The organism is Alcanivorax borkumensis SK2 (assembly GCF_000009365.1).
Classification (GTDB): Bacteria; Pseudomonadota; Gammaproteobacteria; order Pseudomonadales; family Alcanivoracaceae; genus Alcanivorax; species Alcanivorax borkumensis.
Genome location: NC_008260.1, coordinates 1,539,132 through 1,563,651, shown reverse-complemented (window position 1 = coordinate 1,563,651; position 24,520 = coordinate 1,539,132). Strand labels below are relative to the sequence as shown.

The following is a 24,520-nucleotide window of genomic DNA, read 5'->3' as shown; positions in this document are numbered from 1 at the left end:
TCAATTCCATAATCAGGTGTGATCGACTCGATCATCACCAAGGTTGAATACATTATGATTAAATTCTTATTTGTCGCCATTGCGTCTTTTGCTAGTGCCTCGGCCTGGGCACATGGCATGTCGGCGGAAGACCAGGCCCGGATACTCAATGCGGGCTATCTGGAGTACATCCGGTTGGGCGCCACCCATATGCTGAGTGGCTATGATCATTTGCTGTTTCTGTTCGGCGTTATGTTTTTTTTGACGCGCTTTGGCGAAATCATCAAGTTTATTACCGCCTTCACCGTCGGCCATTCCATTACCCTGGTGTTCGCCACACTGTTTGGCATTACCGCCAATTACTACCTGATCGATGCGGTGATTGCGCTAACGGTCTGTTACAAAGCCTTCGACAACCTCGGCGGCTTTCAGAAGCACTTGCAAATGAAATCCCCGAACCTAACCTGGATGGTGTTTGCCTTTGGTTTGATTCACGGGTTTGGCCTGTCCACTCGGCTTCAGCAGTTGCCGCTGGGGCACGATGGCCTGGTACTCAAGATATTGTCGTTCAATGTCGGCGTCGAGTTAGGCCAGATTGTGGCCTTGAGCATTATGCTGGCCCTGCTCATGGTGTGGCGAAAAAACCCGTCATTTGGGCGCTTCAGCAAAGCCTCGAACGTGGCGATAATGCTTACCGGTGGCCTGTTGCTGCTGATGCAGTTACATGGATTCCAGCACACGCAGTATCCGGATGATTTCCCCCTCAACCGGGACGACCACCAGCATGTCCACGAGGACATGGAAGATAACAAAGCACCTCTGTCGAACTACCCGAGAAACCTTGAGCTCGGAGCCCCGTCCGCTGACCCGCAGCCCGAAGAACCCGAAGTCCATCGCCACGAGGGTGGCGAGCCACACGCGCATTAATCTTGTTAACTTTTGTGGGAATACCATTATGAAATTTTTCGCTGCCATTTTTACGCTTATTCTATTGGCCGGTTTTCAGCAGGCTTTTGCACACAGTGATCACGCTCACGAGCCGATTTCGGAAGCGTCGGCGCTTCAGCTCGCCAAAGACACGACCTTCCAGTTGGCAGACAAGGATGTCGGACTGGGCTTTGGAAAACTGCCTGAAAACTGGAAGACAACGTCAGCTACCGCTATGAAGATCCATAAGAAAGGCAGTGGTTATTTCATCATCTCGGTGGCCAATGCGACTGAGGCAAAAACACTTTACGTGCTCATATCCAGCGACGGGAAAGTTTACGATGTGAATTTTACGGGTGAGTTTGACGGTTTGGAGTAGCGACATTTATGACATGGCAATGGCTTATCACCAAATACCTGATTACCGCAACCATCGTGGTGGTGGTGTCGGAGGTTGCAAGGCGCAGTGACAAGTTAGGCGCCCTGGTGGCGGCACTGCCTTTGGTGACCATTCTGGTGCTGATTTGGCTGCACGTGGAAAATCAGCCTCACGAGAAAATCGCCCGGCATGCCTGGTATACCCTCTGGTATGTGCTGCCGACATTGCCCATGTTTTTAAGTTTCCCATTACTATTGGGCCGATTGGGCTTCTGGCCAACGCTACTTGTCAGCTGCGCGGTTACCGCTATTTGCTTCGGCATCTTCGCGCTACTGCTGCGCCAATTTGGCATTAATTTGTGGCCTTGATATGACAGACCACCCAGATACGTCTATGCACGTTTAACCGTTGAACCATTATAACGAGGTAAGATGAATGCGGCACCATGATCACGCGCACAATCATTCAGACGACACCAGTTCCAGACGTCTTGGCCTGGTATTCTTTCTCAATGTGGGGTTTACCCTCATCGAGTTTGTTGGGGGGTTGTTGACTAACAGCACGGCCATCCTGGCCGATGCAGTGCATGACCTGGGCGATAGCCTGGCCATAGGCAGTGCCTGGTTCCTGAACCGGCAGGGACGTAAAGCGGCTACCCGGGAATTTACCTATGGCTATCGCAGGCTATCGTTGTTCGGTGCCTTGATCAACGGATTGGTCTTGGTGGGCGGGTCGCTGTGGGTGCTCAGTGAAGCGATCCCTCGTCTGGCCGACCCGGTCATGCCAGTTACCGAAGGAATGCTCGCGTTGGCCCTGTTAGGGGTTACAGTCAATGGGTTCGCCGCCTACCGTCTGAGCAAAGGGAAGTCACTGAACGAAAAAGTGCTCAATTGGCACTTACTAGAAGATGTCCTGGGCTGGGTCGCGGTGCTGATCGTCTCGATCATTTTGCAATTCGTGGACTGGCCCATCCTTGATCCATTGCTGTCCATCGGTTTTACCCTGTTTATTCTGGTAAATGTAATCCGCAACCTCTGGGCCACCGGCAAACTTTTTATCCAGGCGGTACCAGACCCGGCGCTGCATGATGAGATTCGGCGAACGCTGCTCGGCATTGAACATATAAGCGAGGTTCACCATCAACACCTCTGGTCCCTAGATGGAGAGCACCATGTTTTAACGGTGCATTTGGTGATGAGGGATTCTTTCCCGTTGGAGCAATACCTCGCCACCAAGATAGCGGTGGCCGATGCACTTGAGCCATACCAACTGGCTCACACGACCATCGAAATTGAACTGCCGGCAGAATTCTGTCGAGATTCCTCTGACCAGCGTTTATCTGCTGGCGATCATCACTAGAAGAGCGAAATCATGTTGGCTCTCTACACCCTGGGATTATTCATCCTCACAGCTGTGACCGAAATCGTCGGTTGTTACCTGCCGTATTTGTGGCTAAAAAAATCCGCTCCCGGATGGGTGTTGCTACCAGCCGCCGCAAGCCTCGCCATGTTCGCCTGGTTACTATCTTTGCATCCGACCGATGCCGGACGAGTCTATGCGGCCTACGGCGGGGTCTATGTGTTCGTTGCCTTGCTGTGGCTCTGGGGTGTGGAGGGGGTTCGTCCTCATCCATGGGATTTTGTGGGCGTGGCGGTAGCACTCGCGGGTATGGGTATTATCATGTTTGCCCCGCGAGGATGACAGGGAAACTTTAGCTGCGGCATCTCGAACATGAAATAATGAGTGGTTTAAATCTCAAGCTTGGTACGAAGAAATAGCATATGGAATGGTAGGGCCAATATTTCCAGCGCAGATAAAGAATTCCAAGAAAAAGTTACAGAGCTGCAAAAATGGATGCATGGCTCCTGAGTTAAAGCTTTTAGATGTTAGAAGAGGAGGCTCCTTCAGCGCTCCAGCTAATAGCGACAACCTTGGCCTCACATCATGGCGGCGACAAACCAGTTCTCATTCTAACGCACCCAAAATGCAGGATTAGCAGCATTGCGGCAGTGACTACCCTGAAATAAGAAACCGTGCTACTACGTTTTTTTATGCAAATTAGTTGGTCAATGAGTACCAAGATTGTAATATTGCCCAACATCAAATTGTGGTTCCCATTTCCCAAGTCATTCCTGTGAGCGTGCTAGGGGACCTAATGCGGCCATATTTAATTTTCGTGGAAATACCTTGGTCGAAAAGCAAATAAAGCAGTCGATTTGCGAACAGCCCCTTCCCAAGTTGAATGGATCAAAATCAACGCTAGTGCTGCCGTAAAGTAGCAGTTGTTTGCCGCGAGAACTCAACCACCAGAGCGGGGTGGGGCGGTTTTAATAATTGGTGACCCTATATAAATGCGAATAGTCGTTACAAGCTAACAAGCGAGACGCAACAGCGGTAGAAAAAGTGGACTTGGAAGGTCTTGTGGATAAGGCAGTTGGCCGCACGCTTCTTTTAAAAGGGCTAGAAGCAGATGTGGTGGTGATCTTATACCCCGCGCAAATCTTCCCCTAAAGCTTTCTTGCTTTGATTGACCCAAGCTACAGCAGCCCTATCAAATACGTCAGTAGGGACAGAAATTGAGGTTTCTTGATCTACTGCAAGAAACACACGCTCTGGTCTTTCGTCCATTACAGGGCCTTTACGACCACATGCACTAGATCTTTCCAAGCTGCGTTCTAATAATTACCATATTTACCATGTATGCACACCAAGTGGTGTATTTTATTATGATAATCAATCGGGTAGCACGAATGCCGTGTCAACTGTGCGCGACGCAACCGCTGCATCCCTGTTACATTATTGGTGGCGCCGGGCAGGGGATCACAAAATCTCTTTACCGACCGGACCATCGCTAAGCCACTCGCGGTCTTCCTCGCTCAGTGCGGTATTCTCTGGTGTACAAGCTGCCAACATCTCTTCCAAGGTCGGCATGGGCTTTGGGCGAATGATCAACTGCTCATCAGTCAGTTCCATATCAACGATACTTCCCACATCAAGACCAAGATGCTGCAAGACAGTTTTAGGGACTCGAAGTCCTGCGCCATTACTAATTTTCTGCACTTTCAATTTCATAAGCACCTCACACATTGGGTGTAACCTCAATTTAAATAGATAAATCACCCGTAACAACCATGTGGTAGTGATGGTCAAGAATTTAGCCATGCAATATATAGAGGTTCGGCCACGGACAAATAACTATGGATCTTCTGTTGTTTGGCGATTGCAATGATTTCACTGTGTGTGCACAAATGATCGGACAGAGGCTCAAATAGAGGGTGCCGGCGATCAATCCCTGATAAATAGCGATTAGCCCACTCCTCAAGTCGCTGGAACTCCTTGCTGTTTTCGTCGGGCGAGCCAATTGTGTCTGGAATAATCTGGTTCAATAACGCATATACCTGCCCTTGGTTCGTGGCGTGCAGCTCTGCTTCCTGCCTTGGCAAGCAGCACTTCTTGTATTTAACCCCGCTACCACATGGGCATGGCGCATTTCTTTGCAGGTGAGACATTCTCCACCCAAACGGAAAATGGGTATTATAGTCCGTGGATGCTCAGGCATCAAAAAATGATAGTTCTCACTTTTAGGTGAGACTTCCATGAGCAATGCTCGTCTTCAGGCATTTGGCGCAAAGGTTAGAGCAATGCGAAAGCAGAAAGGCCTATCCCAAGAGGAGCTTGCAAGTTTAGCAGGCTTGGACCGCAGCTATATGGGTCACATTGAGCGTGGCGAAAAGAACATTACTCTGCTCAAAATCTACCAGATTAGCGACGCTCTCTCGCTTCCTGCTGCTATTTTTCTAACCGATGAATGATATTCCTATCATGTAGAACCGGTATCAGGCTTTAATTCACTATTTTCGTTCAAGCGGTTTTGTGTCGTCAGGAAGTTGTAGGGGGGAGGGGAGGTTGAATTCATTCTCCAAGAACTCATCTAGCCGCTGCGCGATACGGAAGGCCTCCGCATTCTCCGATCGCTTGCCTTCAAGGTTTTAGACCTGGCAAATGAACTTGCGATGGACTATCTACAGGATGACCCGCTTGCCGGGTCTGAGCAAAACACGATAAGAAGCCCACGCTTAGCGAACCGCACATTCTTCCCAATGGCGTTCATAGCTGTAACGTCAGCCTTGCCTATCTGGGTTTGTATTGGTGTTTGTTTTTTCGCCCAACAAACTGCCGGAAACGAAAAGCAAGGCACCGGTGACAATAGCAATATCAGCCAGATTAAAGGCCGGCCAGTGCCAGTCCCGCCAATAGAAATCAAAGGAATCCACAACGTAGCCGCGAAATATTCGGTCAATCAGGTTGCCCATGGCGCCACCGAGGATAAGACTGTAAGCGAAGGCTTCTCCTTTATGACGATTTTCAAGAATCAGCTTGATCAGGAAAATCGAGACCACCACCGCGATTCCGATTAAAAAATAGCGCTGCCAGCCTCCGCCATTCGCAAAAAGACTGAATGCGGCACCGGTGTTCCATACGTGCACCCAGTTAAAGAACGGGGTCACTGAAATAGACTCGCCATAGGCCATTGATTGCTGCACCAGCCACTTTGCAGCCTGATCTGACGCTGCCAGCAGGCTCGATATGGAAAACAGGGCATACGACGAGTGCTTGTTGCCAATAATGAGCAATTATTTAACCCTTCAACGCCAGAATACGCCTGGCCCCGTTAAGTACAATGACTCCCGATATGGTGCCGATAATCAGATCCGGATAATTGGACCCGGTCCACGCGACCAGGGCGCCGGCGGTGATGACCCCCAGGTTGATCACCACGTCGTTGGCCGAGAATATCCAGCTTGCCTTCATGTGCGCCCCGCCTTCCCGATGTTTGGATATGAGCAGCAGACAACTGGTATTGGCAATCAATGCGACGAATGCGATAGCCATCATCACCAGCGATTCAGGCTCACTACCGAATACAAAGCGTCTCACCACCTCTACGAGCACGCCCACAGCCAAGATCAGTTGCAGTACACCAGCAAGATGCGCGGCACGTACCTGCATTTTCACGCTATGTCCAACCGCATAAAGGGCAAGCCCGTACACCGCCGCATCGGCAAAATTGTCCAGGGATTCTCCAATCAGGCCGGTGGACTGGGCGATCAGACCGGCAGTCATTTCCACCACGAACAGAAGTGCATTGATGCCGAGCAACCAGCGCAGGGTCCCGGATTCTTGCTTAGCAGAAGCTGCCGAAAACTCGGCGGCCTTGATGGTCTCCGGATTTGCAGCGACGGTTTCCTGAAGCGAGGCGCCTAGCCCCAAGGTCTTCAGTTTCGAGGTGACGGGCTCGACCTCGCCGTCATGCACGACCTTCAGCCGGCGGTTCGACAAGTCGAAGGACAGCGCCCGAATCTCCTCAAAGCCGTTCAGGGCTAGGCGAATCATTCGTTCTTCTGATGGACAGTCCATCTTCGGCACGGCATAAACACTGACCCATCTCCCTGGCGCCTCGGAGGAGGCCTGTATATCGGTATCCGCTGCGGACGTTGCATCACCGCCACAGGCGCCACCACAGGATTTGCTCATGATACGACTCCACTTGAACAATGTTGTGGTACCATTTAAAACTATAAAGCTACTATAAGGTCAATAGAGTAAAGAATCCGTTGGGGAGGAGGCTGATGCGCATTGGTCAGTTGGCGCAGTTGGTAGGGGTCGAAACACAGACGATCCGCTTCTATGAACAGCAGGGCTTGTTGCCGCCGCCTGATCGGCAGGACAACGGTTACCGTGTCTATACCGAGAAGCATGGTGAGGGGCTGGCCTTCATCCGTCGCTGCAGAATCCTGGGCCTGTCACTGGCTGAGATTCACGAACTACAGAGCTATCAGGACGACCCTCATCAGCCTTGTACCGCCGTCAACGCCTTGCTCGATGATCACATCTCTCATGTGCGGTCGCAGATAACCGCTCTGCAAGCGCTTGAGAAACAACTCGTTTCACTGAGAGCGAGTTGCAACGATGACCGGGAAGTTGAGGCGTGTGGGGTTCTTGCTGGAATTAGCGAAGGAAACATGCACCAGCAGTAGGTGAAGCATCAACCAGATAATCCGATGAGATGCCGGTCTGTCTCACTCTCATGCAAAGGTAAGATCAACTGAATCGCCACCGGTTTGCTAGACACCTTTCAGCCATACAAAATGGTGGCCGCCGTACTGATAATCTCCTCAGGATTAACGTAGCCCTGTACGTGGTACAGGCCCAGCTCGCTCGAATATCCATAGAAACTCCAAAACGGCATGAAAAAGCCCGCACAAGGCGGGCTCTGGCATGCAGTGAAAGGGGGGGGGTATAAAATTCATGATCAAAAGCATCGGTTTGCTGTTTTGGGTTGCAAGTAGAGCAAGTAGTGTTAGTGGGTGTAGATTCAGTATCCTTCAGGGAAAGCTCATTATAGAGCGGTCGAGATTGAACAGGCTGGACGAGACTCCAAATCATCATCCCAACTATTGATGAATTTGACTTGAAGCATAGAGAATGGAGGGTGAAGGTGTCAGTTGTCTGACCGGTCGCCGAATCGATCAGAACCAGGGATTACAACAACTGCAGTAAGGCCTCCTACCTTACTGGACGTGTAATGAACCTGTCCCTGATAACGCTCAACTATTGCGTGGACAATAGCCAGCCCCAATCCATGACCGGGTGTTTGCTCGTCCAGCCTCAATCCTCGCTTGCCCAATTGTGAGTGGGCTGTTTCTGATACGCCCGCTCCGTCGTCGCTGATGATAATTTTTAACTGCTCTTGATCTTCACTCAGCGTGAGCTCCACCCAGCGGGATGACCATTTGCCTGCGTTATCCAGCAAGTTGCCAAGGATTTCGTTCAGATCATGCTCCTCGACAGGCCAGCGATGGTTTTCAGGCAGATCCGTTGACAATTCAAAAGATTTATCGGGGTAGAGGCGGCCAAGCATCCACAGCAGATCCCGGGCCTGTTTGATCGGACATACACTTTGGCCGACCTGTGGACCCGCAAACCGGCTTCGCCGCATTTCGGCCTCAAGCTGAGCATCTATGTCGTCGAGGCGCGCCGCCATTTCCCATCTCAGCTTCTCATCGAGCGGGCGACTGGTGTCTTCCAGGATCTGTCTGACAGCCGCTATGGGGGTTTTCACGCTGTGGGAAAGGTTGGCAAGTGCGTCACGGGAGCGTTCCAGCCGGTCATCCAGTGAATCCAGCAGTCGATTGAGTTGCCGGACGAGGGGCTGGAACTCCTCCGGGCCGTCTGCGTTAATACGGGAGAGCTCGCCTGACTGAAGTTTTTTCAGGTTCATCTGAAGGCCCGCTATTGACCGCAGGGCCAGAGTGATTCCCAGCCATATGCTCCCGATCATCAGAATGACCAGTAAAACCGAGACGACGGCAGTCCAGATATGGAGTTTGGCCTGGCTCCGATGAAGCGCCTCCATATCCTCGGCAACAATGATCACGAAGGGGTTTCCGTCGACCGTGAAGGCACGGCGATACCCAAGCATTTGGGAAGGCGCAGCTGGTACCTCAGCATCCCTGGCTCTCACGGCTCCCTCCTGCCCGGAGGTGAGCAACGGCCTCAGAATCGGAGTCCAGGTCTCCGGTGAGATGGACTGCCCAGACGGAGAAGCGATGGCGATGGCGAAGGCGTGGAGGAGCACTTCCTGAAAATAGTCGCCGGTCTGGAGTGTATCAATCTGGCCACCGGATTGGCGGATCTGGTGTTCCAGAAAAGCTACCTCATCTTTCAAGCGGCGTTCTACTAAGTCCATGGTCATCCTCTCCAGCAAGGCCCCATGGATGATCCAAGCCAGTGCCATCAGACCAATGCCGGCCGGAAGCAGCAGAATCAGGAGCATCCCCCTGACTGAGCGAGGTCTAGCGGCTATCGGCATCGAACAGGTACCCCTGACCACGTCGGGTCTTGATGGTGTCCGGTCCCACCAGCTTCCTGAGCCGCCGCACATACGCTTCGATCACGTTCTCGCTGGGTATGTCGTCGATGCTGTATAGCTGGTCGAGAAGCTGTTCTTTCGAGAAAACCTGCCCGGGACGACTCATCAGACATCGGAGCAAACGGAACTCCGTACCGGTCAGGCTATGTTCGGTCTCGTCACCGGCCCTTAACGTCTGGCGATTTTCGTCCAGCTCGAACCGGCCCGCTGTCAGGGTATCCATTATTCTGCCTTCGCTTCGCCGGACGATGGCGTGAAGTCGGGCAATCAGCTCTTCGGTCTGGAAAGGCTTCGCGAGGTAATCATCGGCGCCGGCCTTCAAGCCATTGACCTTGTCCTGCCAGTCTCCCCTGGCGGTCAGGATCAACACCGGGAAACTGACCTTATGCGTCCGCCACTGTTTCAGTACGTCCAGGCCGTTGCCGTCGGGCAGGCCCAGGTCAAGAATACCGGCGCGGTAACTTTCCTGCTGCCCGAGGTGCCGGGCTTCCCGCGCTGTACGGGCGGTATCCACGCTGAAACCGGCCTTTTCCAGTTGGGCGCTTAGCCCATTTGTCAGCAGGTAGTCATCTTCCACCAGAAGTAATCTCATTCCTGAACTGCCTTTCTAAATTGAGCATCAGAGTCCGTCAGTGTCGCTGCCCAAGCTGAATTGTGCCAGAACAAAAAATAATTCCGATTTTCAGCCTGGATTCAGGTTGCTGAGCGATGGTAGCAACCGCTTCTGGATATTGCTCAAGTTTTGAGTGAGACAACCCGGCCCTCAGGGCCAAAGCTGTTCAAAGGAGAAGATATATGACCGTATCAAAATTCCTCGTTGCTGCCGCAACTATCTTATTGTCGGCGACCACCTTTGCCGCTGGAACCCATGGTGGAGGACATGATCACGGCGCTGCGAGTGGTGAGCCCGGCAAAGCCTCAGAGGCCAGCCGAACCATAACAGTCGAAATGTACGACAATTACTATGAACCGGAATCAATCATCGTAAGCCCCGGGGAAACGGTGCGGTTCGTGGTGGAGAACAAGGGGAACCTCGTTCACGAGTTCAACATCGGCACACCTGAGATGCATGAGGGGCATCAGGAGGAAATGATGATGATGGTCGAACATGGCGTCATCCAGGGCGGAAAGCTCAACCACGACATGATGGAAATGGACATGGGGAACGGCCAGTCCATGAAACACGACGACCCTAACAGCGTCCTGCTGGAACCGGGCCAGAGGCAGGAAGTTATTTGGAAGTTTTCCGATAACAGCAATATCGAGTTCGCCTGCAACGTGCCGGGTCATTACCAGGCAGGGATGTACGGTGACGTCAAGGTCCAGTAACTGAGTTCACTAATGGGGCGTTGATCCAGTGGGCTTGTAGGTATTTATTTTGAGGGTTCTTAGTGAAGAGCGATTTGGAGCAAAAAGTATGAACAGCCGTTTAGGTTCAGTGTTGTTAAGCCTGCTGATGTCTGCATCGGTCATGGCTGGCGAATATAATCTCACGGTTGATCGGGTCGAAATTGACACCGGCGATTTCGTGAAAGACGGCATCGGTTATAACGGTGCATCTCCCGGGCCGGTGATGCGCTTCAAGGAAGGCGAAAACGTCAAGATCAACGTGACCAACAACCTGGATGAGATGACTTCCATTCACTGGCACGGCCTGATCCTTCCTTTTGATCAGGACGGTGTGCCTGGTATCAGCTTTCCAGGCATCAAGCCGGGTGAAACCTTCACCTACGAATTTCCCATCCAGCAGGCTGGTACTTATTGGTTTCACAGCCACTCTGGTTTTCAGGAGCCGGATGGCGCCTACGGTTCCATCGTTATCGAACCCGAGGGGCGTGAACCGTTCCGTTACGACCGCGAATACGTCGTCCAATTGACCGACAAACACCCGCATTCCGGTGATCGCATCATGCGCAACTTGAAAATGATGACTGATTATTACAACCGCGATCAGCAGACCGTGGGCGAGTTTTTCTCGGATGTGTCCGAGAACGGTTTTATGAACACAGTTCGGGATCGCATGGCCTGGGGTGGCATGCGCATGATGAAAGCAGACGTCGAAGACGTGCATGGCTTTACGGGCCTGATCAATGGTAAAGGGCCGGACCAGAACTGGACCGGACTCTTTGAGCCGGGCGAGCGCATCCGGCTGCGTTTTATCAACTCTTCGGCGATGACCTACTTCGACATCCGGATTCCCGGTCTGGATATGACGGTTGTCCAGGCTGATGGCAACAACGTTCAGCCGGTCAGTGTGGACGAGTTCCGGATCGGTGTAGCGGAAACCTACGATGTGATCGTGCGCCCGAAAGATGAGCAGGCTTATACCATTTTTGCCGAATCCATGGGACGTTCAGGCTATGCAAGAGCGACGCTGGCCCCCGAAAAGGGTATGGAAGGGTCTGTGCCACCAATGCGTGAACCAGCGCGTCTGACCATGGCTGATATGAGCGGTATGCCCGGTATGGACCATGGCAGCATGTCTGGCATGGATCATGGGAACATGGATATGAGCAGCTCGGGAGATATGTCCGGGATGGACCACTCCAACATGGGCAGCATGGATCATTCCAATATGGAAGGTATGGATCATTCCAACATGAAAGATATGGATCATTCGGGCATGTCCGGCATGGACCATGGTTCCATGGCGATGGGGACAGAAGAAAAAAGCGATCCTTTTTACGCCAAGGGCAGTGGCCTCATGCCCAAAGCTGCCAATGGCGGAAAGTTCCTCTCTTACGCTGACCTGAAGGCTCAGGATCCGTTGTATGAAGTTCGCGAGCCGACCCGGGAAATTGAGCTTCGTTTGACCGGCAATATGGAGCGGTATACCTGGAGCATTAATGGCGTCAAGTATGAAGACGCCGATCCGATTCGTCTCAAATACGGTGAGCGGGTCCGTTTCAAGTTTGTCAACGAAACCATGATGACTCACCCCATGCACCTGCACGGTATGTGGTCCATCCTTGATGTTGGCGCAGGCCAGTGGAACCCGATCAAACACACGGTCAGTGTGCAGCCCGGCACCACCGTTTACATGGAAACCGAGGTCGACGCGCCCGGTCAGTGGGCGTTCCACTGTCACCTGTCCTATCACGCGGCCGCTGGTATGTTCCGCAAGGTCATTGTTGAAGGTGGGCCAGAGTCGACGCAGGCCAAAACAGACGTGATTGCCAAAGATGGAGGTGAGGTATGAGCTGTATTCGATCAATTGTCGCAGTCAGCTTCCTTGCCTCTATTGGTGTCTCAACGGCGGTGACAGCTCAGGAAATGATCTCCGACACCACCGCTCGTAAACAGCCGCTCACAACCTGGGGTGTTCAATTCGAGGAGTTTGAATACCGCTACAGCGACGATGACGAGGAACTGGGCGTCTGGAATGCGGATGCTTTCTATGGCACCGACGAGTTCAAAGTCCGGTTGCTCACAACCGGGGAGTACGAGATAGAGGAGCAGGCCTACGAAACACTGGAAAACCAGCTGGTCGGCCAGATCCCCATCTCCAAGTTCTTCGACGCCAAAGCGGGCGTACGTTTCGATACGCCCGAGGGGCCGGACCGTACATATGCCGTTCTCGGTGTAGCCGGGCTGGCTCCCCAATGGTTTGAGATCGATGCAAACCTGTATGTCAGTAAGGATGGCGATACGTCAGCCGAACTGGATGCAGAGTACGAGCTGCTTCTCACCAACTACTGGATTCTGGCGGCAACGCTGGATGCCACGGTTGCGTTTAGCGAGGACCGGGAAATTGGCGTTGGTAAAGGACTGGTTTCTACCGAAACCGGACTCAGGTTGAGCTATGATCTGATCGACCGTGCGTTCTCGCCTTATGTGGGCGTGGTGCATGAGCGCAAATACGGCGATAGTGCCGACTTTGCCGAAGCGGACGGCGGCAGTACAGCAGATTGGTTTGCTGTGATTGGAGCGCGCATCGCACTCTGATCAGGTACTTAGGGGCTAAAGATATTTCTTTGGCCCGTTTTTCTCGACATTGATGCAAGTGAGATCTACCCAAGCCAGCATTGGCTATTTATTGAGTATCAAACGCCGTTCAAAACAACAGGAGGTTGTATGAGCAGCACGCACGACAGAAGCACGCGCTATCAGAAAGGCAGTCTTACACTTCCGGGAACTGTTATGCTGGGCACCGGTGTCATGATTGGCGCCGGTATCTTCGCCCTTACCGGGCAGATGGCGCAGATGACTGGCGTTCTTTTCCCGTTGGCGTTTCTGGCCGCGGCGGTAATCGTAAGCTTCAGTGCCTATTCCTACATCAAAATTTCCAATGCCTACCCGTCAGCCGGGGGCATAGGCATGTACCTGCACAAAGCCTATGGCAATCGGTTACCGACGGCTTTCAATGCTTTGCTGATGTATTTCTCGATGGTGATTGCCCAGAGCTTTCTTGCGCGAACCTTCGGTTCTTACACCATGCAACTGTTCGATGGCGATGAAAGTGGCCGCATGGTGCCCATTCTTGGCGTCTCACTAATTCTGGCCGCGTTTATGATCAATCTGTTGGGCAACCGAATGATTCAGGGCGTGGCTTCCTTTATAGGTATCCTGAAGATCGGAGGCATTCTGGTTTTCGGGCTGGTGGGTATCTGGATTGCCGACAGTGTTTCTGTTGATTTCTCTAGCCCCGGTGAGGCTGGAACCTTTGGCAATTTCCTGGGGGCAACGGCCCTTGGCATTCTGGCCTTCAAAGGTTTTACCACCATCACCAACAGCGGCTCGGAAGTCATAGACCCCAAGAGAAACGTGGGGCGAGCGATTATTATTTCCATCGCAGCCTGCGTGGTGATCTACACCCTGGTCGGTTTCGCCGTTGCCAGTAACCTGTCCCTGGCGGAAATCATCAAAACGCAGGACTACTCTCTGGCGGCCGCTGCGCGTCCCGCATTGGGCGACTACGGCGTCTGGTTTACCGTCGCCATTGCGATGATGGCCACCGCCGGTGGCATTCTGGCCAGTATTTTCGCCGTCTCACGCATGTTGGCCATGCTGACTGAAATGAAGCTGGTCCCCCACAGTCATTTCGGCATGCCCGGTAGCATCCAGAAGCACACGCTGGTTTATACCGTGGTGCTTGGGCTTATCCTCACGGCCTTCTTCGACCTGTCCCGAATTGCAGCGCTGGGCATCATTTTTTACCTGATCATGGACATTGCTATCCATTGGGGCGTTCTGCGCTATTTACGGGAGGATGTGAAGGCCAATGTGTGGGTGCCCACGGTGGCAATTGTTCTGGATTTGCTCGCTCTTGGTGGCTTCGTTTGGGTCAAACTGAATACTGACCTGTTTGTTATTGGCGTGGCGGTTGTCACCATGATTGTTATCGCAGTGGCCGAGCAACTGTTCCTGAAAAAGGCCACAGAAGCCGAAGAAGCGGGACACAAAGAATCTCATGCTCATCATCACTAATCACCAGAACTCGATAGGGAGGGATCGGCCATGACGGCTGAGCACACGGTCAAAGATCCTGTTTGCGGCATGTCGGTGAATCCACACTCGGCGGAACATCGCAGCGAGCATGGCGGGAAAACCTGGTATTTCTGTTCTTCGGGGTGCAAATCGAAGTTTGACGGCGACCCGGGACACTACCTCAGTGGAGAACAGAAACAGGACGAACCCGTGGCTCCGGGCACCATGTACACCTGCCCGATGCATCCGGAAATTCGCCAGCAGGGCCCCGGAGATTGCCCTATCTGTGGTATGGCCCTGGAGCCCGAGCAGGTAAGTCTGGATGACGGGCCCTCGGCAGAGCTCAAAGACATGACCCGTCGATTTTGGATTGGCCTGGTGCTGGCCCTGCCGGTATTGGTGCTGGAAATGGGCGGACATCTCACCGGCCTTGACCAGATCGTTGCCCCACAAATGTCCAACTGGATTCAACTGGTGTTGGCGACGCCAGTAGTGGCCTGGTGTGGCTGGCCTTTCTTTGTCAGAGGCTGGAAGTCCGTCGTCAGCCGCAATCTGAACATGTTCACGCTCATTGCCATTGGTACTGGCGTGGCGCTGATCTACAGCCTGGTGGCGACACTGGCGCCCCAGATTTTCCCCGACGCCTTTCGGCAGGAAGACGGTTCTGTCGCCGTCTACTTCGAGGCGGCTGCGGTCATCGTGGTGCTGGTTCTGTTAGGCCAGGTGCTTGAACTGCGGGCCCGGGAGAAAACCTCGGGCGCGATCAAGGCGCTGCTGGATCTGGCACCGGCGACGGCCCGAAAGCTGGATGACCAGGGCGACGAGTCCGATGTGTCGCTGGATCAGGTCAAGGTGGGTGATCGCCTGCGAGTGCGCCCGGGGGACAAGGTGCCGCTGGACGGTGAGTTACTTGAAGGCAGCTCCAACGTGGATGAGTCCATGGTGACCGGTGAGCCTCTTGCAGTCAGCAAAAAGTCTGGCGACCAAGTGATTGGCGGCAGTATTAACCAACAGGGCAGCTTTATCATGCGGGCCGACAAGGTTGGCCGGGACACCATGCTTTCCCAAATCGTGCAGATGGTGGCCAGCGCCCAACGCAGCCGCGCACCGATCCAGGGGCTTGCCGATAAGGTGGCGAGCTGGTTTGTGCCCACCGTGATCCTAATTGCCATTGTTGCCTTTATAGCCTGGTCATTCCTTGGGCCGACACCGCCCATGGCGTTCGGGCTGATTGCGGCGGTCAGTGTTCTGATCATTGCCTGCCCTTGCGCACTGGGTCTGGCAACGCCCATGTCGATCATGGTAGGTGTTGGCCGCGGCGCCCAAAGTGGTGTGCTGATCCGCGATGCGGAAGCCCTTGAACGCATGGAAAAGGTAGATACGGTGGTAGTGGATAAGACCGGCACGTTGACAGAGGGGCAGCCACAAATCACCCGAATTGTTACAGCGAATGGGTACGATGACGATGCTTTGATGCGTTTTGCGGGCGGACTCGAGAAAGGCAGTGAGCATCCACTGGCCCACGCCATTCTGGACAAAGCCAAGGGCATGGAGCTGAAGCTGCCGGATGCGGAAGACTTCGATTCTCCCAACGGTAAAGGGGTAACAGGAAAAATCGACGGCAAGCGGGTGCTGCTTGGTAATCGTCTTCTCATGGAGTCGGAGAATGTCGACACCACTAGATTTGACAGCGATGCCGACGAGCATCGCAAAGATGGTGCTACCGTGATTTTTGCCGCCGTTGATGGAAAAATCGCTGGGCTGTTGGCCATCTCCGATCCCATCAAGAGAACGACCCACGCTGCTATTGTCGCGCTGCAAAAAGACGGCATTCGAGTGGTCATGCTGACTGGCGATAACTACACCTCGGCCGAGGCGGTTGCTCGCAAATTGCATATCGATGAAGTGGAAGCGGAGGTGCTGCCGGAAGATAAGGGCAAGATCGTCCAGCGTCTGAAAGATGAAGGGGGTGTTGTCGTGATGGCGGGTGATGGCGTTAACGACGCGCCTGCATTGGCAACGGCGGACGTGGGGGTGGCCATGGGCACCGGCACAGATGTGGCCATCGAAAGCGCGGGCATTACGCTGCTGCGCGGCGACTTGATGGGTATTGTAGAAGCGCGTCGTCTGTCGCTGGCGACCATGCGCAATATCCGACAGAACCTGTTCTTTGCTTTTGTGTACAACTCCGCGGGCGTTCCGATTGCGGCGGGGGTTTTGTACCCGTTCTTCGGGATACTGCTTTCACCGATCTTCGCGGCTGCTGCAATGTCGCTGTCGTCTTTCAGCGTGATTGTGAATGCATTGCGCCTGCGAGTTATCAAGCTTGGCCCCAAGTAATAATCGCTGGTGCCGTACACTATTGATCGAACCATAGAAGATGCTGATTTTGAGGCGGTTGACAAACGAGCGCGTCAGTCTCTCACGGATAACTGCTTCGGGGTGCTGATCGAAATCGACGTCAAAACCACGATGAAGGAGAAGCTGGGCACGGAAATACCTGCCTACCGGATCTTTGGGCATGCAATCCTAGGCCATCGGCGTGGAGCCTCGAGTAGGGGCTATTTTGCCATAGCTGGCGCCTTAAGCGACTTCATCCGTGATCTGTTGACCGTGATCAAGTTCCACGGGGTTTGCTCAGCCCGTTCAACTTTAATCCAACTCATTGTGATTAACTCTCTAGGTGTGTAAAGCCAACAGGTTGCTTATAACAGGAAGTCTGCTGATGCGCGGTCGCAGATAACGGCTTTGCAATCGCTTGAGAAGCAACTCGTTTCCCTGAGAGCGAGGTGCAACGATGGCCGTGAAGTTGATGCTTGCGGGGTTCTTGCTGGCATCAGCGAGGGCATCTTACAACCGCAATAGATCAAAGTGTCGATTTTATAGTTCTTAACCACGCCGCCACCTGTCGACATAAGCCTCGGTACCCAGCATGCCAACAGGCGCCTGGAATGGCATCGAGAGACACTTTCACGCTTCATCAAGTAATGCTATTGAAGGCTGTGGCGTAGAGAAGAGCATGCCAGAGGGAGCAGAGCTGGCGATCAATAGTTACATAGCTCAATATTAAACGTTGACATGGGGGCTACCCCAAGGTTTATGTTGTTAATAGCACATTGCTTCGGACTATGCTGACACCATATGTTTATTGCTCGGTTTTTCATTAGTTGCCTATTTCTGCTTAGCATCTCCTTGCAGGGGATGGCAGCGGTGCAATTGGCGCAGCCTTGCCCCATGGAACAAACCATGATGCAGGCAGACATGGATGACCGTTGCAGCATGATGTCCGCCATGCCACAAAACGATTGTTGTCTGGATGGTCAATCCAACACGCACAGCGGCCCGGTTTGCAAGCCTGGCCAGGAGTGCCATGCTGGGCAGCTCTCGATCATGAATACGGCTCCGGCGGTTTCTTTTCAGGCAGCAAATCCGGCTACCCCTCATTTTTCTAACCCTCTCTATCTCCCCCTTGCCTTATCTACCATCTGGCGACCGCCTCTAGCACTTTCTCACTGATCTTTTCGGGGTCCGGCCTGGTCTGGGCCCACTGAGGGCGCGTTGCGCGCCATGATCCGTGTTGGAGTGACACATGTATTGGATATTTCTGAGCGCCGGCCGGTATCGGCGCGCACTCGGCTGGCTAGCGCCCTCCCTGCTGCTAGCTAGTGTCCAGGCGTTTGGGGCAGAAGGCCTGACTTTTAATCAGGCGCTACAGCTCGCCTTACGTCAATCACCGGAATTGCGGGCGGAATCGGCCCGCGTCGAGGCCGCTCAGCAGGCAGAAGGGCCTGCCGATGCTTTGCCCGATCCCACCCTGATTCTTGGCCTCGACAATGTACCTGTGGATGGCGCCGATCGTTACAGCCTGTCGAGTGATTTCATGACCATGCAGCGTATTGGTGTAACCCAGCGTTTCCCCAATCGCAGCAAACGCACAGCAAGGGCAGAAGGTGCCAGACAGCAAATCGGCTTAACGGAGGCCACGAAAGAGGCCACTCGTCTGGCCGTGCTGCGTCAGACCGCTCAAGCCTGGATTGAGCTCCACACTCTGGATCGTCAACTAGTCCTGCTGGAAGAACTCATTGCTGAAAATCGTTTGTTCGACAAGGCAGTGCGTGCCCGGCTTTCATCGGGTCAAGGAAAGGCTATTGATAGCGTGGCACCCAGGCAGGAAGCCGTGACATTACTGGATCGGCGAGATGCTCTTCTGGCCAGGCAACGCCAGGCTAAGGCTCGTTTAATACGCTGGCTGGGGGAAGCCGGCCGGCAATCACCGGCTGGCCAAGCACCTGATTTCGCCATCAATGCTGAACAGTTACTGAATAGCCTGCATAAGCACCCTGAACTTGAGATAGCGTCGCGTCAGGCTTCTGTCGCCCAGGCTAACGCGGACGAGGCTCGTGCCGCCAAGAAGCCGGACTGGGCTTTAACTCTGGCTTATATGAATCGTGAAGAATTCAGTGACATGGCGATGCTACAGGTCAATGTGGACCTGCCATTGTTCAGCCGGTCGCGCCAGGGGCCTCGCATTGCCTCGGCGGAAGCTGAGTGGCAAGCACTGGAATCTCGTGCAGAGGCGGTACGTCGCGAACTTGAAGCGATGCTGCAGAGCGATCTGGCCGAATATGAACGCCAGGAACGCACGCTTGCCCGGCAACGGGAGCGACTGGTGCCTCTGGCAAAAGAGAAAGTGGGATTGGCTAGGGCCGCTTGGCGCGGCGGTGATGGCAGTTTGGCCGATCTTGTACGGGCACGTAGCGAATGGCTGGACGCCAAACTGAAGGAGATTGATCTCAGCGGGCAGTATGACCAGCAGGCAGCCGCCCTCCATTTTACCTACGACCACCACGGCATGGTGGGCGAGGAGCAAGATAATGAACATTAAACGCAATGCCTTGATCGGTTTGGCTGCCTCGCTGTTGTTGCTAGCCGGAATATATTTGGGCCGTTACGTCACCCCTTCGCAGAGCAGTATATCGATGGCGATGGACAGCGGTGAAACCAACAGCAAAGCGGATGAAAAGGAAGTGCTGTACTGGTATGACCCTATGTATCCCCAGCAGCACTTTGACGAGCCCGGGCCCTCACCTTTCATGGATATGGAGTTGGTGCCCCGTTATGCCAATGGTGGTGATGATAGCGATCAGCCAACGGTCCGTATTGATGCAGCCATGGTACAAAATCTGGGAATTCGCAGTGCCTCGGTGGTCGTGGCTCAGTCACAATCTCAGCTTGATGTCACGGGGTTGATTGCTTACAACGACCGCGCCCTGACACGCCTGCAAAGCCCCGCGCCTTCCTTCGTAGACAAGGTCTGGCCTCTGGCTGAGGGCGACACTATCTCCAGTGGTCAGCCGCTGATGCAATTGAGAGTTCCGGCCTGGACTGGAGCTCAGCATGAATGGCTGGCCGTGCTCGGCAGCGGCAACAACGAACTGATCGTCGCCGGGCGGGAGCGCCTGTTGTCATTGGGCATGCCTGCATCCCTGATCCGAAGTATTGAACGCCAACGTAAACCGCTGGAAACCTGGACGGTGACAGCTCCGCATGATGGCGTGATACGCAGTCTCAATGCTCGTGCTGGCATGACGCTGTCGGCCGGTGCTCCCGTGGCGGAGATTCAGTCACTCAACCCCGTGTGGGTGGAGATAGCAGTCCCGGAACGCCAATTGGGGCAAGTCAGTAGTGGTAACGCTGTTGACGTGACCGTTCAAGGAGTGAAGCCAGCACTGCGTGAGGGGCAAGTTGCCGACATTCTGCCTCTGGTGGATCAGTCCAGCCGAACTGTGCCGGTGCGAGTGACCTTGTCCAATGACGAGGGTGATCTGCGTCCGGGCATGAGCGCTCAGGTACGCATTCATGGCGAAGCCACACAGAAAGCATTGGCCGTACCAACCGCAGCCTTATTGCATACAGGAAAGCGCAGCCTGGTGATGCTTGATGAGGGGGAGGGTCGATATCGTCCGCAGGCAGTGTTGCCGGGGGGCGAGCTGGGAGACCAAACGCTGATCCTGGCAGGGCTGAAGGAAGAGCAGAAGGTGGTTGTCAGTGGTCAGTTCCTGCTCGATTCCGAAGCCAGCCTGCAAGGCATTGCCGTTCAGGAGCTGGCTATGTCAGATGAGACGGAAATGATGAACGCACTGCACTATGCCGAAGGTGTTGTCGAGCAACTGAATGGCAGCAAAATAATGCTGGACCATGGCCCTTTCAAGAGCTTGTCCATGCCTGCCATGACCATGCGTTTTAACCTGGCGAATGAACAAGTAGGCAAAGGGATATCGGTAGGTGATCGCGTGCGCATTGGCATTCGTGATACAGACAAAGGGTTGATTGTGGAGCGCCTAGAAAAGCAGGTGGCGGAACAAAAAGACACCCAAGTGAATTCGTTGCATTACGCCGAGGGGGTTATCGAGGGGCTATCCGACGGCAAGGTCAAGCTTAAACACGGTCCTTTTAAGACGCTCGGTATGCCTGGCATGACCATGCGCTTTCGTCTTGCCAGCGAACAGGTGGCCAGCGATATAGCAGTGGGCGATCGTGTGCGCGTCGGCGTCAAAGATACCGATAATGGCTTGACTGTGGTGTCTCTCGACAAACAGGAGGTTGCACCATGATCGCTACCCTGATTCGCTGGTCGTTGGCTAACCGATTTTTGGTGCTGCTGGCGACGCTGTTCATGAGTGCGTGGGGAATCTGGTCTATCAACAATACCCCCGTAGATGCTTTACCGGATCTGTCCGATGTACAGGTGATTATCCGCACCAGTTACCCAGGTCAGGCACCGCAGCTGGTGGAAAAACAGGTTACCTATCCACTTGCCACCACCATGCTGGCCGTGCCAGGTGCGCGCACAGTACGTGGTTACTCGTTCTTCGGTGATAGTTATGTTTACGTGTTGTTTGAAGATGGTACCGACTTGTATTGGGCACGCTCACGGGTGTTGGAATACCTTAGTCAGGTCCAGTCTGAATTGCCGCGTACAGCACGACCATCACTTGGGCCAGACGCTACCGGTGTCGGCTGGATTTATCAGTACGCATTGATCGATCGCACCGGCCAGCATGATCTATCGCAGCTAACCTCGATACAGGACTGGTTTCTAAAATACGAGCTGCAGACTCTGCCTGACGTTGCAGAAGTGGCAACCATAGGCGGCATGGTACGTGAGTATCAGGTAGTCCCTGACCCGGTCAAACTCGCCAGCCATGGGATCAGTCATCAACAAGTACGCAAGGCGATAGAACAAGCTAACCAGGAAACCGGGGGAGCAGTGCTGACGCTGGGCGAAGCGGAGTTCATGGTGCGCTCCAGTGGCTACCTTCAGTCACTCGAGGATTTCCGAAAAATCCCACTAAAACTGGTTGATGGAGTGCCAGTACAGCTTGGAGATGTGGCGCAGATTCGCCTTGGTCCGGAGATGCGGCGTGGTATTGCCGAGCTGGACGGTGAAGGGGAAGTCGTCGGCGGGGTCGTCATTCTGCGTTCAGGCAAGAACGCCCGCGCCGTGCTATCTGCCGTGCATGAGCGACTTGAGACACTGCGGGAAAGCTTGCCGGAAGGGGTTGAGATCGTCACCACCTATGATCGAAGTGAGCTGATTGATCGAGCGGTAACAAACCTCAGTTACAAATTGATTGAAGAGTTCATTGTAGTTGCACTGGTGTGCGTATTGTTTCTTGGCCATTTGCGTTCGTCACTGGTGGCCATCATTTCCCTACCGCTGGGAATCCTTGCTGCCTTTATTGTGATGCGTTACCAGGGCATCAATGCCAATATCATGTCGCTTGGCGGCATTGCTATCGCTATCGGCGCTATGGTGGATGCAGCAGTGGTGTTAATCGAGAACGCTCACAAGAAAATTGAGATTTGGCATCGGGATAACCCAGGGCAATCTCTGACTGGTAATGCGCATTGGCGAGTCATAGAGCAAGCAGCTGTCGAAGTGGGGCCAGCGCTGTTCTTCTCGTTGCTAATTATTACCTTGTCGTTTATTCCTGTCTTTACCTTGGAAGCACAGGAAGGGCGGCTATTTGGCCCACTGGCATTTACCAAAACCTGGGCTATGGCGGCGGCAGCCGGCCTATCGGTGACATTGGTTCCACTGTTAATGGGGTACTGGATTCGGGGAAAGATACCTTCCGAGGAAAGTAATCCAATCAGTCGCTTTTTGATTAGTTGTTATCAACCCGTACTAGAGCGAGTCTTGGCGTGGCCGAAAACCACCTTGCTGGTTGCCGGTTTAGTTTTTGTTACCGCCTTTTGGCCGCTAAGTCAGCTTGGTGGTGAATTTTTGCCACCGCTGGATGAGGGCGATTTGCTGTATATGCCAAGTGCCTTACCAGGCTTGTCAGCACAAAAAGCTACCGAGCTTCTACAGCAGACCGATCGGTTGATCAAAACGGTGCCTGAGGTGGAGCAGGTGTTCGGCAAGGCGGGGCGTGCGCGGACAGCGACTGACCCTGCACCATTGACGATGTTTGAAACCACCATCCGTTTCAAACCCAAGGACCAATGGCGTGAAGGCATGACAACGGAGAAGCTTGTCGAAGAGCTGGACCGTATTGTACGCGTGCCTGGACTGGCAAATATCTGGATTCCTCCGATACGCAATCGTATCGACATGCTTGCCACTGGCATCAAGAGCCCAATTGGCATCAAAGTAGCGGGTAATGACCTAGAGATCATTGACCAGGTGAGCCGTCAAATCGAACAGGTAGCCAAACAAGTACCCGGTGTCTCCTCAGCATTGGCTGAACGGTTGACTGGTGGTCGTTATGTGGATATCGATATTCGGCGTGGCATTGCGGCTCAGTATGGCCTCAACATCGCGGATATTCAGTCGGTTGTCAGTGGTTTGATTGGTGGTGAAAACATCGGTGAGACAGTGGAAGGGCTGGAGCGTTACCCGATCAGCCTTCGATATCCTCGCGAGTGGCGCGACACGGTGCATCGCTTACGCGATTTGCCCATAGTCACTCCCGAAGGAAAACAAATTACCCTCGGAACCGTGGCGGATATCAAGATTACCGATGGGCCACCGATGTTGAAAAGTCAGAATGGCCGACTGTCTGGGTGGGTGTATATCGATGTTCGGGGGCGTGACCTAGCCTCGGTAGTGGATGATCTACGTGCCTCAGTGAATGATGGAGTCAGGCTGCCAGAGGGCGTCAGCTTGTCCTTTGCCGGTCAGTTTGAGTTCCTGGAGCGGGCCAATGCGAGACTGAAAGTGGTGGTGCCGGCGACCTTACTGATTATTTTCGTACTGTTATTCCTGACCTTTCGCCGTGTCGGTGAAGCCTTGCTGATTATGGCGACGTTACCGTTCGCGGTGACCGGTGGTATCTGGTTCTTGTATCTGTTGGACTACAACCTGTCAGTGGCTACTGGTGTCGGCTTCATCGCCCTGGCGGGTGTCGCTGCCGAGTTTGGCGTAATCATGTTGCTGTACCTAAAGCAGGCGTGGCAGGAGAGACAGGAGCAGGGCCAAAAGGATGAAGCTGCCTTGATGGGTGCTATCCGTGATGGCGCGGTATTACGTGTTCGACCTAAGGCGATGACTGTAGCTGTTATTATTGCCGGCCTTCTTCCGATTTTCTGGGGGGGAGGTACAGGTAGCGAGATCATGAGCCGCATTGCTGCGCCCATGGTAGGAGGGATGGTAACAGCACCTTTGTTATCACTTTTCGTACTGCCCGCAGCCTATCTGCTGATGCAACGACGTGATAGGAATCCGGATTGACCAAGCTTAAAGCTTGGGTGGTAATCTCCTAGTCTTGGCGCCGGATCAGCTGCTGATCCGGCACTGATAATTGAGGGGGGGGGGGCTGCGATACCCCCCCGAAACGAATAGTCATGTCCAGATGCCCTATGGATGG

Annotated in this window: 21 protein-coding genes and 1 pseudogene; 16 read left to right on the top strand and 6 right to left on the bottom strand. The window is 53.7% G+C overall.

Annotated features, from left to right (window positions below; translation table 11 throughout):
- Positions 1 to 54: 54 nt before the first annotated feature.
- The 5 genes from ABO_RS07135 (at position 55) to ABO_RS07115 (ending at position 2,986) form a co-directional block, all read left to right on the top strand.
- Positions 55 to 906 carry a HupE/UreJ family protein gene (locus ABO_RS07135; protein ID WP_050731531.1) on the top strand — a complete coding sequence of 284 codons (852 nt, stop codon included), beginning with the start codon at positions 55 to 57 and terminating at the stop codon, positions 904 to 906.
- Positions 907 to 934: 28 nt separating this feature from the next.
- Positions 935 to 1,285, top strand: a complete 351-nt coding sequence (locus ABO_RS07130) for a DUF6488 family protein (RefSeq protein WP_041704945.1) — start codon at positions 935 to 937, stop codon at positions 1,283 to 1,285.
- An 8-nt stretch (positions 1,286 to 1,293) separates the two neighbouring features.
- The gene (locus ABO_RS07125; protein WP_011588656.1) at positions 1,294 to 1,653 is read left to right on the top strand and encodes a DUF3147 family protein; all 360 of its coding nucleotides are present in this window, start codon (positions 1,294 to 1,296) and stop codon (positions 1,651 to 1,653) included.
- 67 nt (positions 1,654 to 1,720) lie between these two features.
- The gene (locus ABO_RS07120; protein ID WP_011588655.1) at positions 1,721 to 2,644 is read left to right on the top strand and encodes a cation diffusion facilitator family transporter; all 924 of its coding nucleotides are present in this window, start codon (positions 1,721 to 1,723) and stop codon (positions 2,642 to 2,644) included.
- A gap of 12 nt (positions 2,645 to 2,656) precedes the next feature.
- Positions 2,657 to 2,986, top strand: a complete 330-nt coding sequence (locus ABO_RS07115; RefSeq protein ID WP_011588654.1) for a YnfA family protein — start codon at positions 2,657 to 2,659, stop codon at positions 2,984 to 2,986.
- A 1,119-nt stretch (positions 2,987 to 4,105) separates the two neighbouring features.
- Here the strand turns inward: ABO_RS07115 and ABO_RS07110 are convergent.
- Both ABO_RS07110 and ABO_RS14700 read right to left on the bottom strand, forming a co-directional pair.
- A complete protein-coding gene (locus ABO_RS07110) occupies positions 4,106 to 4,357 on the bottom strand; it encodes an AbrB/MazE/SpoVT family DNA-binding domain-containing protein (protein WP_031226830.1) in 252 nt (83 codons plus the stop codon).
- 74 nt (positions 4,358 to 4,431) lie between these two features.
- A complete protein-coding gene (locus ABO_RS14700) occupies positions 4,432 to 4,794 on the bottom strand; it encodes an SEC-C metal-binding domain-containing protein (protein WP_011588652.1) in 363 nt (120 codons plus the stop codon).
- An 87-nt stretch (positions 4,795 to 4,881) separates the two neighbouring features.
- On the opposite strand from ABO_RS14700, the gene ABO_RS07100 reads away from it, so the two are divergent.
- The gene (locus ABO_RS07100) at positions 4,882 to 5,097 is read left to right on the top strand and encodes a helix-turn-helix domain-containing protein (protein WP_011588651.1); all 216 of its coding nucleotides are present in this window, start codon (positions 4,882 to 4,884) and stop codon (positions 5,095 to 5,097) included.
- A gap of 309 nt (positions 5,098 to 5,406) precedes the next feature.
- Here ABO_RS07100 and lspA read toward each other — a convergent pair whose 3' ends face one another.
- Positions 5,407 to 5,919 carry a signal peptidase II gene (gene lspA, locus ABO_RS07095; protein WP_022986212.1) on the bottom strand — a complete coding sequence of 171 codons (513 nt, stop codon included), beginning with the start codon at positions 5,917 to 5,919 and terminating at the stop codon, positions 5,407 to 5,409.
- Between the two features lie 4 nt (positions 5,920 to 5,923).
- Positions 5,924 to 6,820 carry a cation transporter gene (locus ABO_RS07090; protein WP_011588649.1) on the bottom strand — a complete coding sequence of 299 codons (897 nt, stop codon included), beginning with the start codon at positions 6,818 to 6,820 and terminating at the stop codon, positions 5,924 to 5,926.
- 95 nt (positions 6,821 to 6,915) lie between these two features.
- On the opposite strand from ABO_RS07090, the gene cadR reads away from it, so the two are divergent.
- A complete protein-coding gene (gene cadR, locus ABO_RS07085) occupies positions 6,916 to 7,323 on the top strand; it encodes a Cd(II)/Pb(II)-responsive transcriptional regulator (protein ID WP_004364961.1) in 408 nt (135 codons plus the stop codon).
- Between the two features lie 464 nt (positions 7,324 to 7,787).
- On the opposite strand, the gene ABO_RS07080 is transcribed toward cadR, so the two are convergent.
- A complete protein-coding gene (locus ABO_RS07080) occupies positions 7,788 to 9,122 on the bottom strand; it encodes an ATP-binding protein (RefSeq protein WP_011588647.1) in 1,335 nt (444 codons plus the stop codon).
- Positions 9,123 to 9,141: 19 nt separating this feature from the next.
- On the bottom strand, positions 9,142 to 9,810 hold the full coding sequence (locus ABO_RS07075) for a response regulator (RefSeq protein WP_007151491.1): 669 nt from the start codon (positions 9,808 to 9,810) through the stop codon (positions 9,142 to 9,144).
- A gap of 203 nt (positions 9,811 to 10,013) precedes the next feature.
- Between ABO_RS07075 and ABO_RS07070 the strand changes: the two genes are divergently transcribed.
- The 9 genes and pseudogenes from ABO_RS07070 (at position 10,014) to ABO_RS07025 (ending at position 24,384) form a co-directional block, all read left to right on the top strand.
- Positions 10,014 to 10,547: a cupredoxin domain-containing protein gene (locus tag ABO_RS07070; RefSeq protein WP_011588646.1), complete on the top strand. Its 534-nt coding sequence runs from the start codon at positions 10,014 to 10,016 to the stop codon at positions 10,545 to 10,547.
- Between the two features lie 88 nt (positions 10,548 to 10,635).
- Positions 10,636 to 12,417 carry a copper resistance system multicopper oxidase gene (locus ABO_RS07065; RefSeq protein WP_011588645.1) on the top strand — a complete coding sequence of 594 codons (1,782 nt, stop codon included), beginning with the start codon at positions 10,636 to 10,638 and terminating at the stop codon, positions 12,415 to 12,417.
- On the top strand, positions 12,414 to 13,163 hold the full coding sequence (locus ABO_RS07060; protein WP_011588644.1) for a copper resistance protein B: 750 nt from the start codon (positions 12,414 to 12,416) through the stop codon (positions 13,161 to 13,163). The genes ABO_RS07065 and ABO_RS07060 overlap by 4 nt, the downstream gene beginning before the upstream one ends.
- A gap of 129 nt (positions 13,164 to 13,292) precedes the next feature.
- Positions 13,293 to 14,645, top strand: a complete 1,353-nt coding sequence (locus ABO_RS07055; RefSeq protein WP_011588643.1) for an APC family permease — start codon at positions 13,293 to 13,295, stop codon at positions 14,643 to 14,645.
- Positions 14,646 to 14,675: 30 nt separating this feature from the next.
- On the top strand, positions 14,676 to 16,985 hold the full coding sequence (locus ABO_RS07050) for a heavy metal translocating P-type ATPase (RefSeq protein WP_007151136.1): 2,310 nt from the start codon (positions 14,676 to 14,678) through the stop codon (positions 16,983 to 16,985).
- Between the two features lie 390 nt (positions 16,986 to 17,375).
- Positions 17,376 to 17,510, top strand: a pseudogene (locus ABO_RS14375) (Cd(II)/Pb(II)-responsive transcriptional regulator); the annotation flags it as partial.
- Between the two features lie 724 nt (positions 17,511 to 18,234).
- The gene (locus ABO_RS07035) at positions 18,235 to 19,530 is read left to right on the top strand and encodes a TolC family protein (protein ID WP_011588640.1); all 1,296 of its coding nucleotides are present in this window, start codon (positions 18,235 to 18,237) and stop codon (positions 19,528 to 19,530) included.
- Entirely contained in the window at positions 19,520 to 21,259 is a 1,740-nt protein-coding gene (locus ABO_RS07030; protein ID WP_011588639.1) for an efflux RND transporter periplasmic adaptor subunit, read from the top strand. The genes ABO_RS07035 and ABO_RS07030 overlap by 11 nt, the downstream gene beginning before the upstream one ends.
- Complete coding sequence (locus tag ABO_RS07025; RefSeq protein WP_011588638.1) at positions 21,256 to 24,384, top strand: efflux RND transporter permease subunit; 3,129 nt, start codon at positions 21,256 to 21,258, stop codon at positions 24,382 to 24,384. Before ABO_RS07030 ends, ABO_RS07025 begins: the two co-directional genes overlap by 4 nt.
- The last annotated feature ends 136 nt before the right edge of the window (positions 24,385 to 24,520 follow it).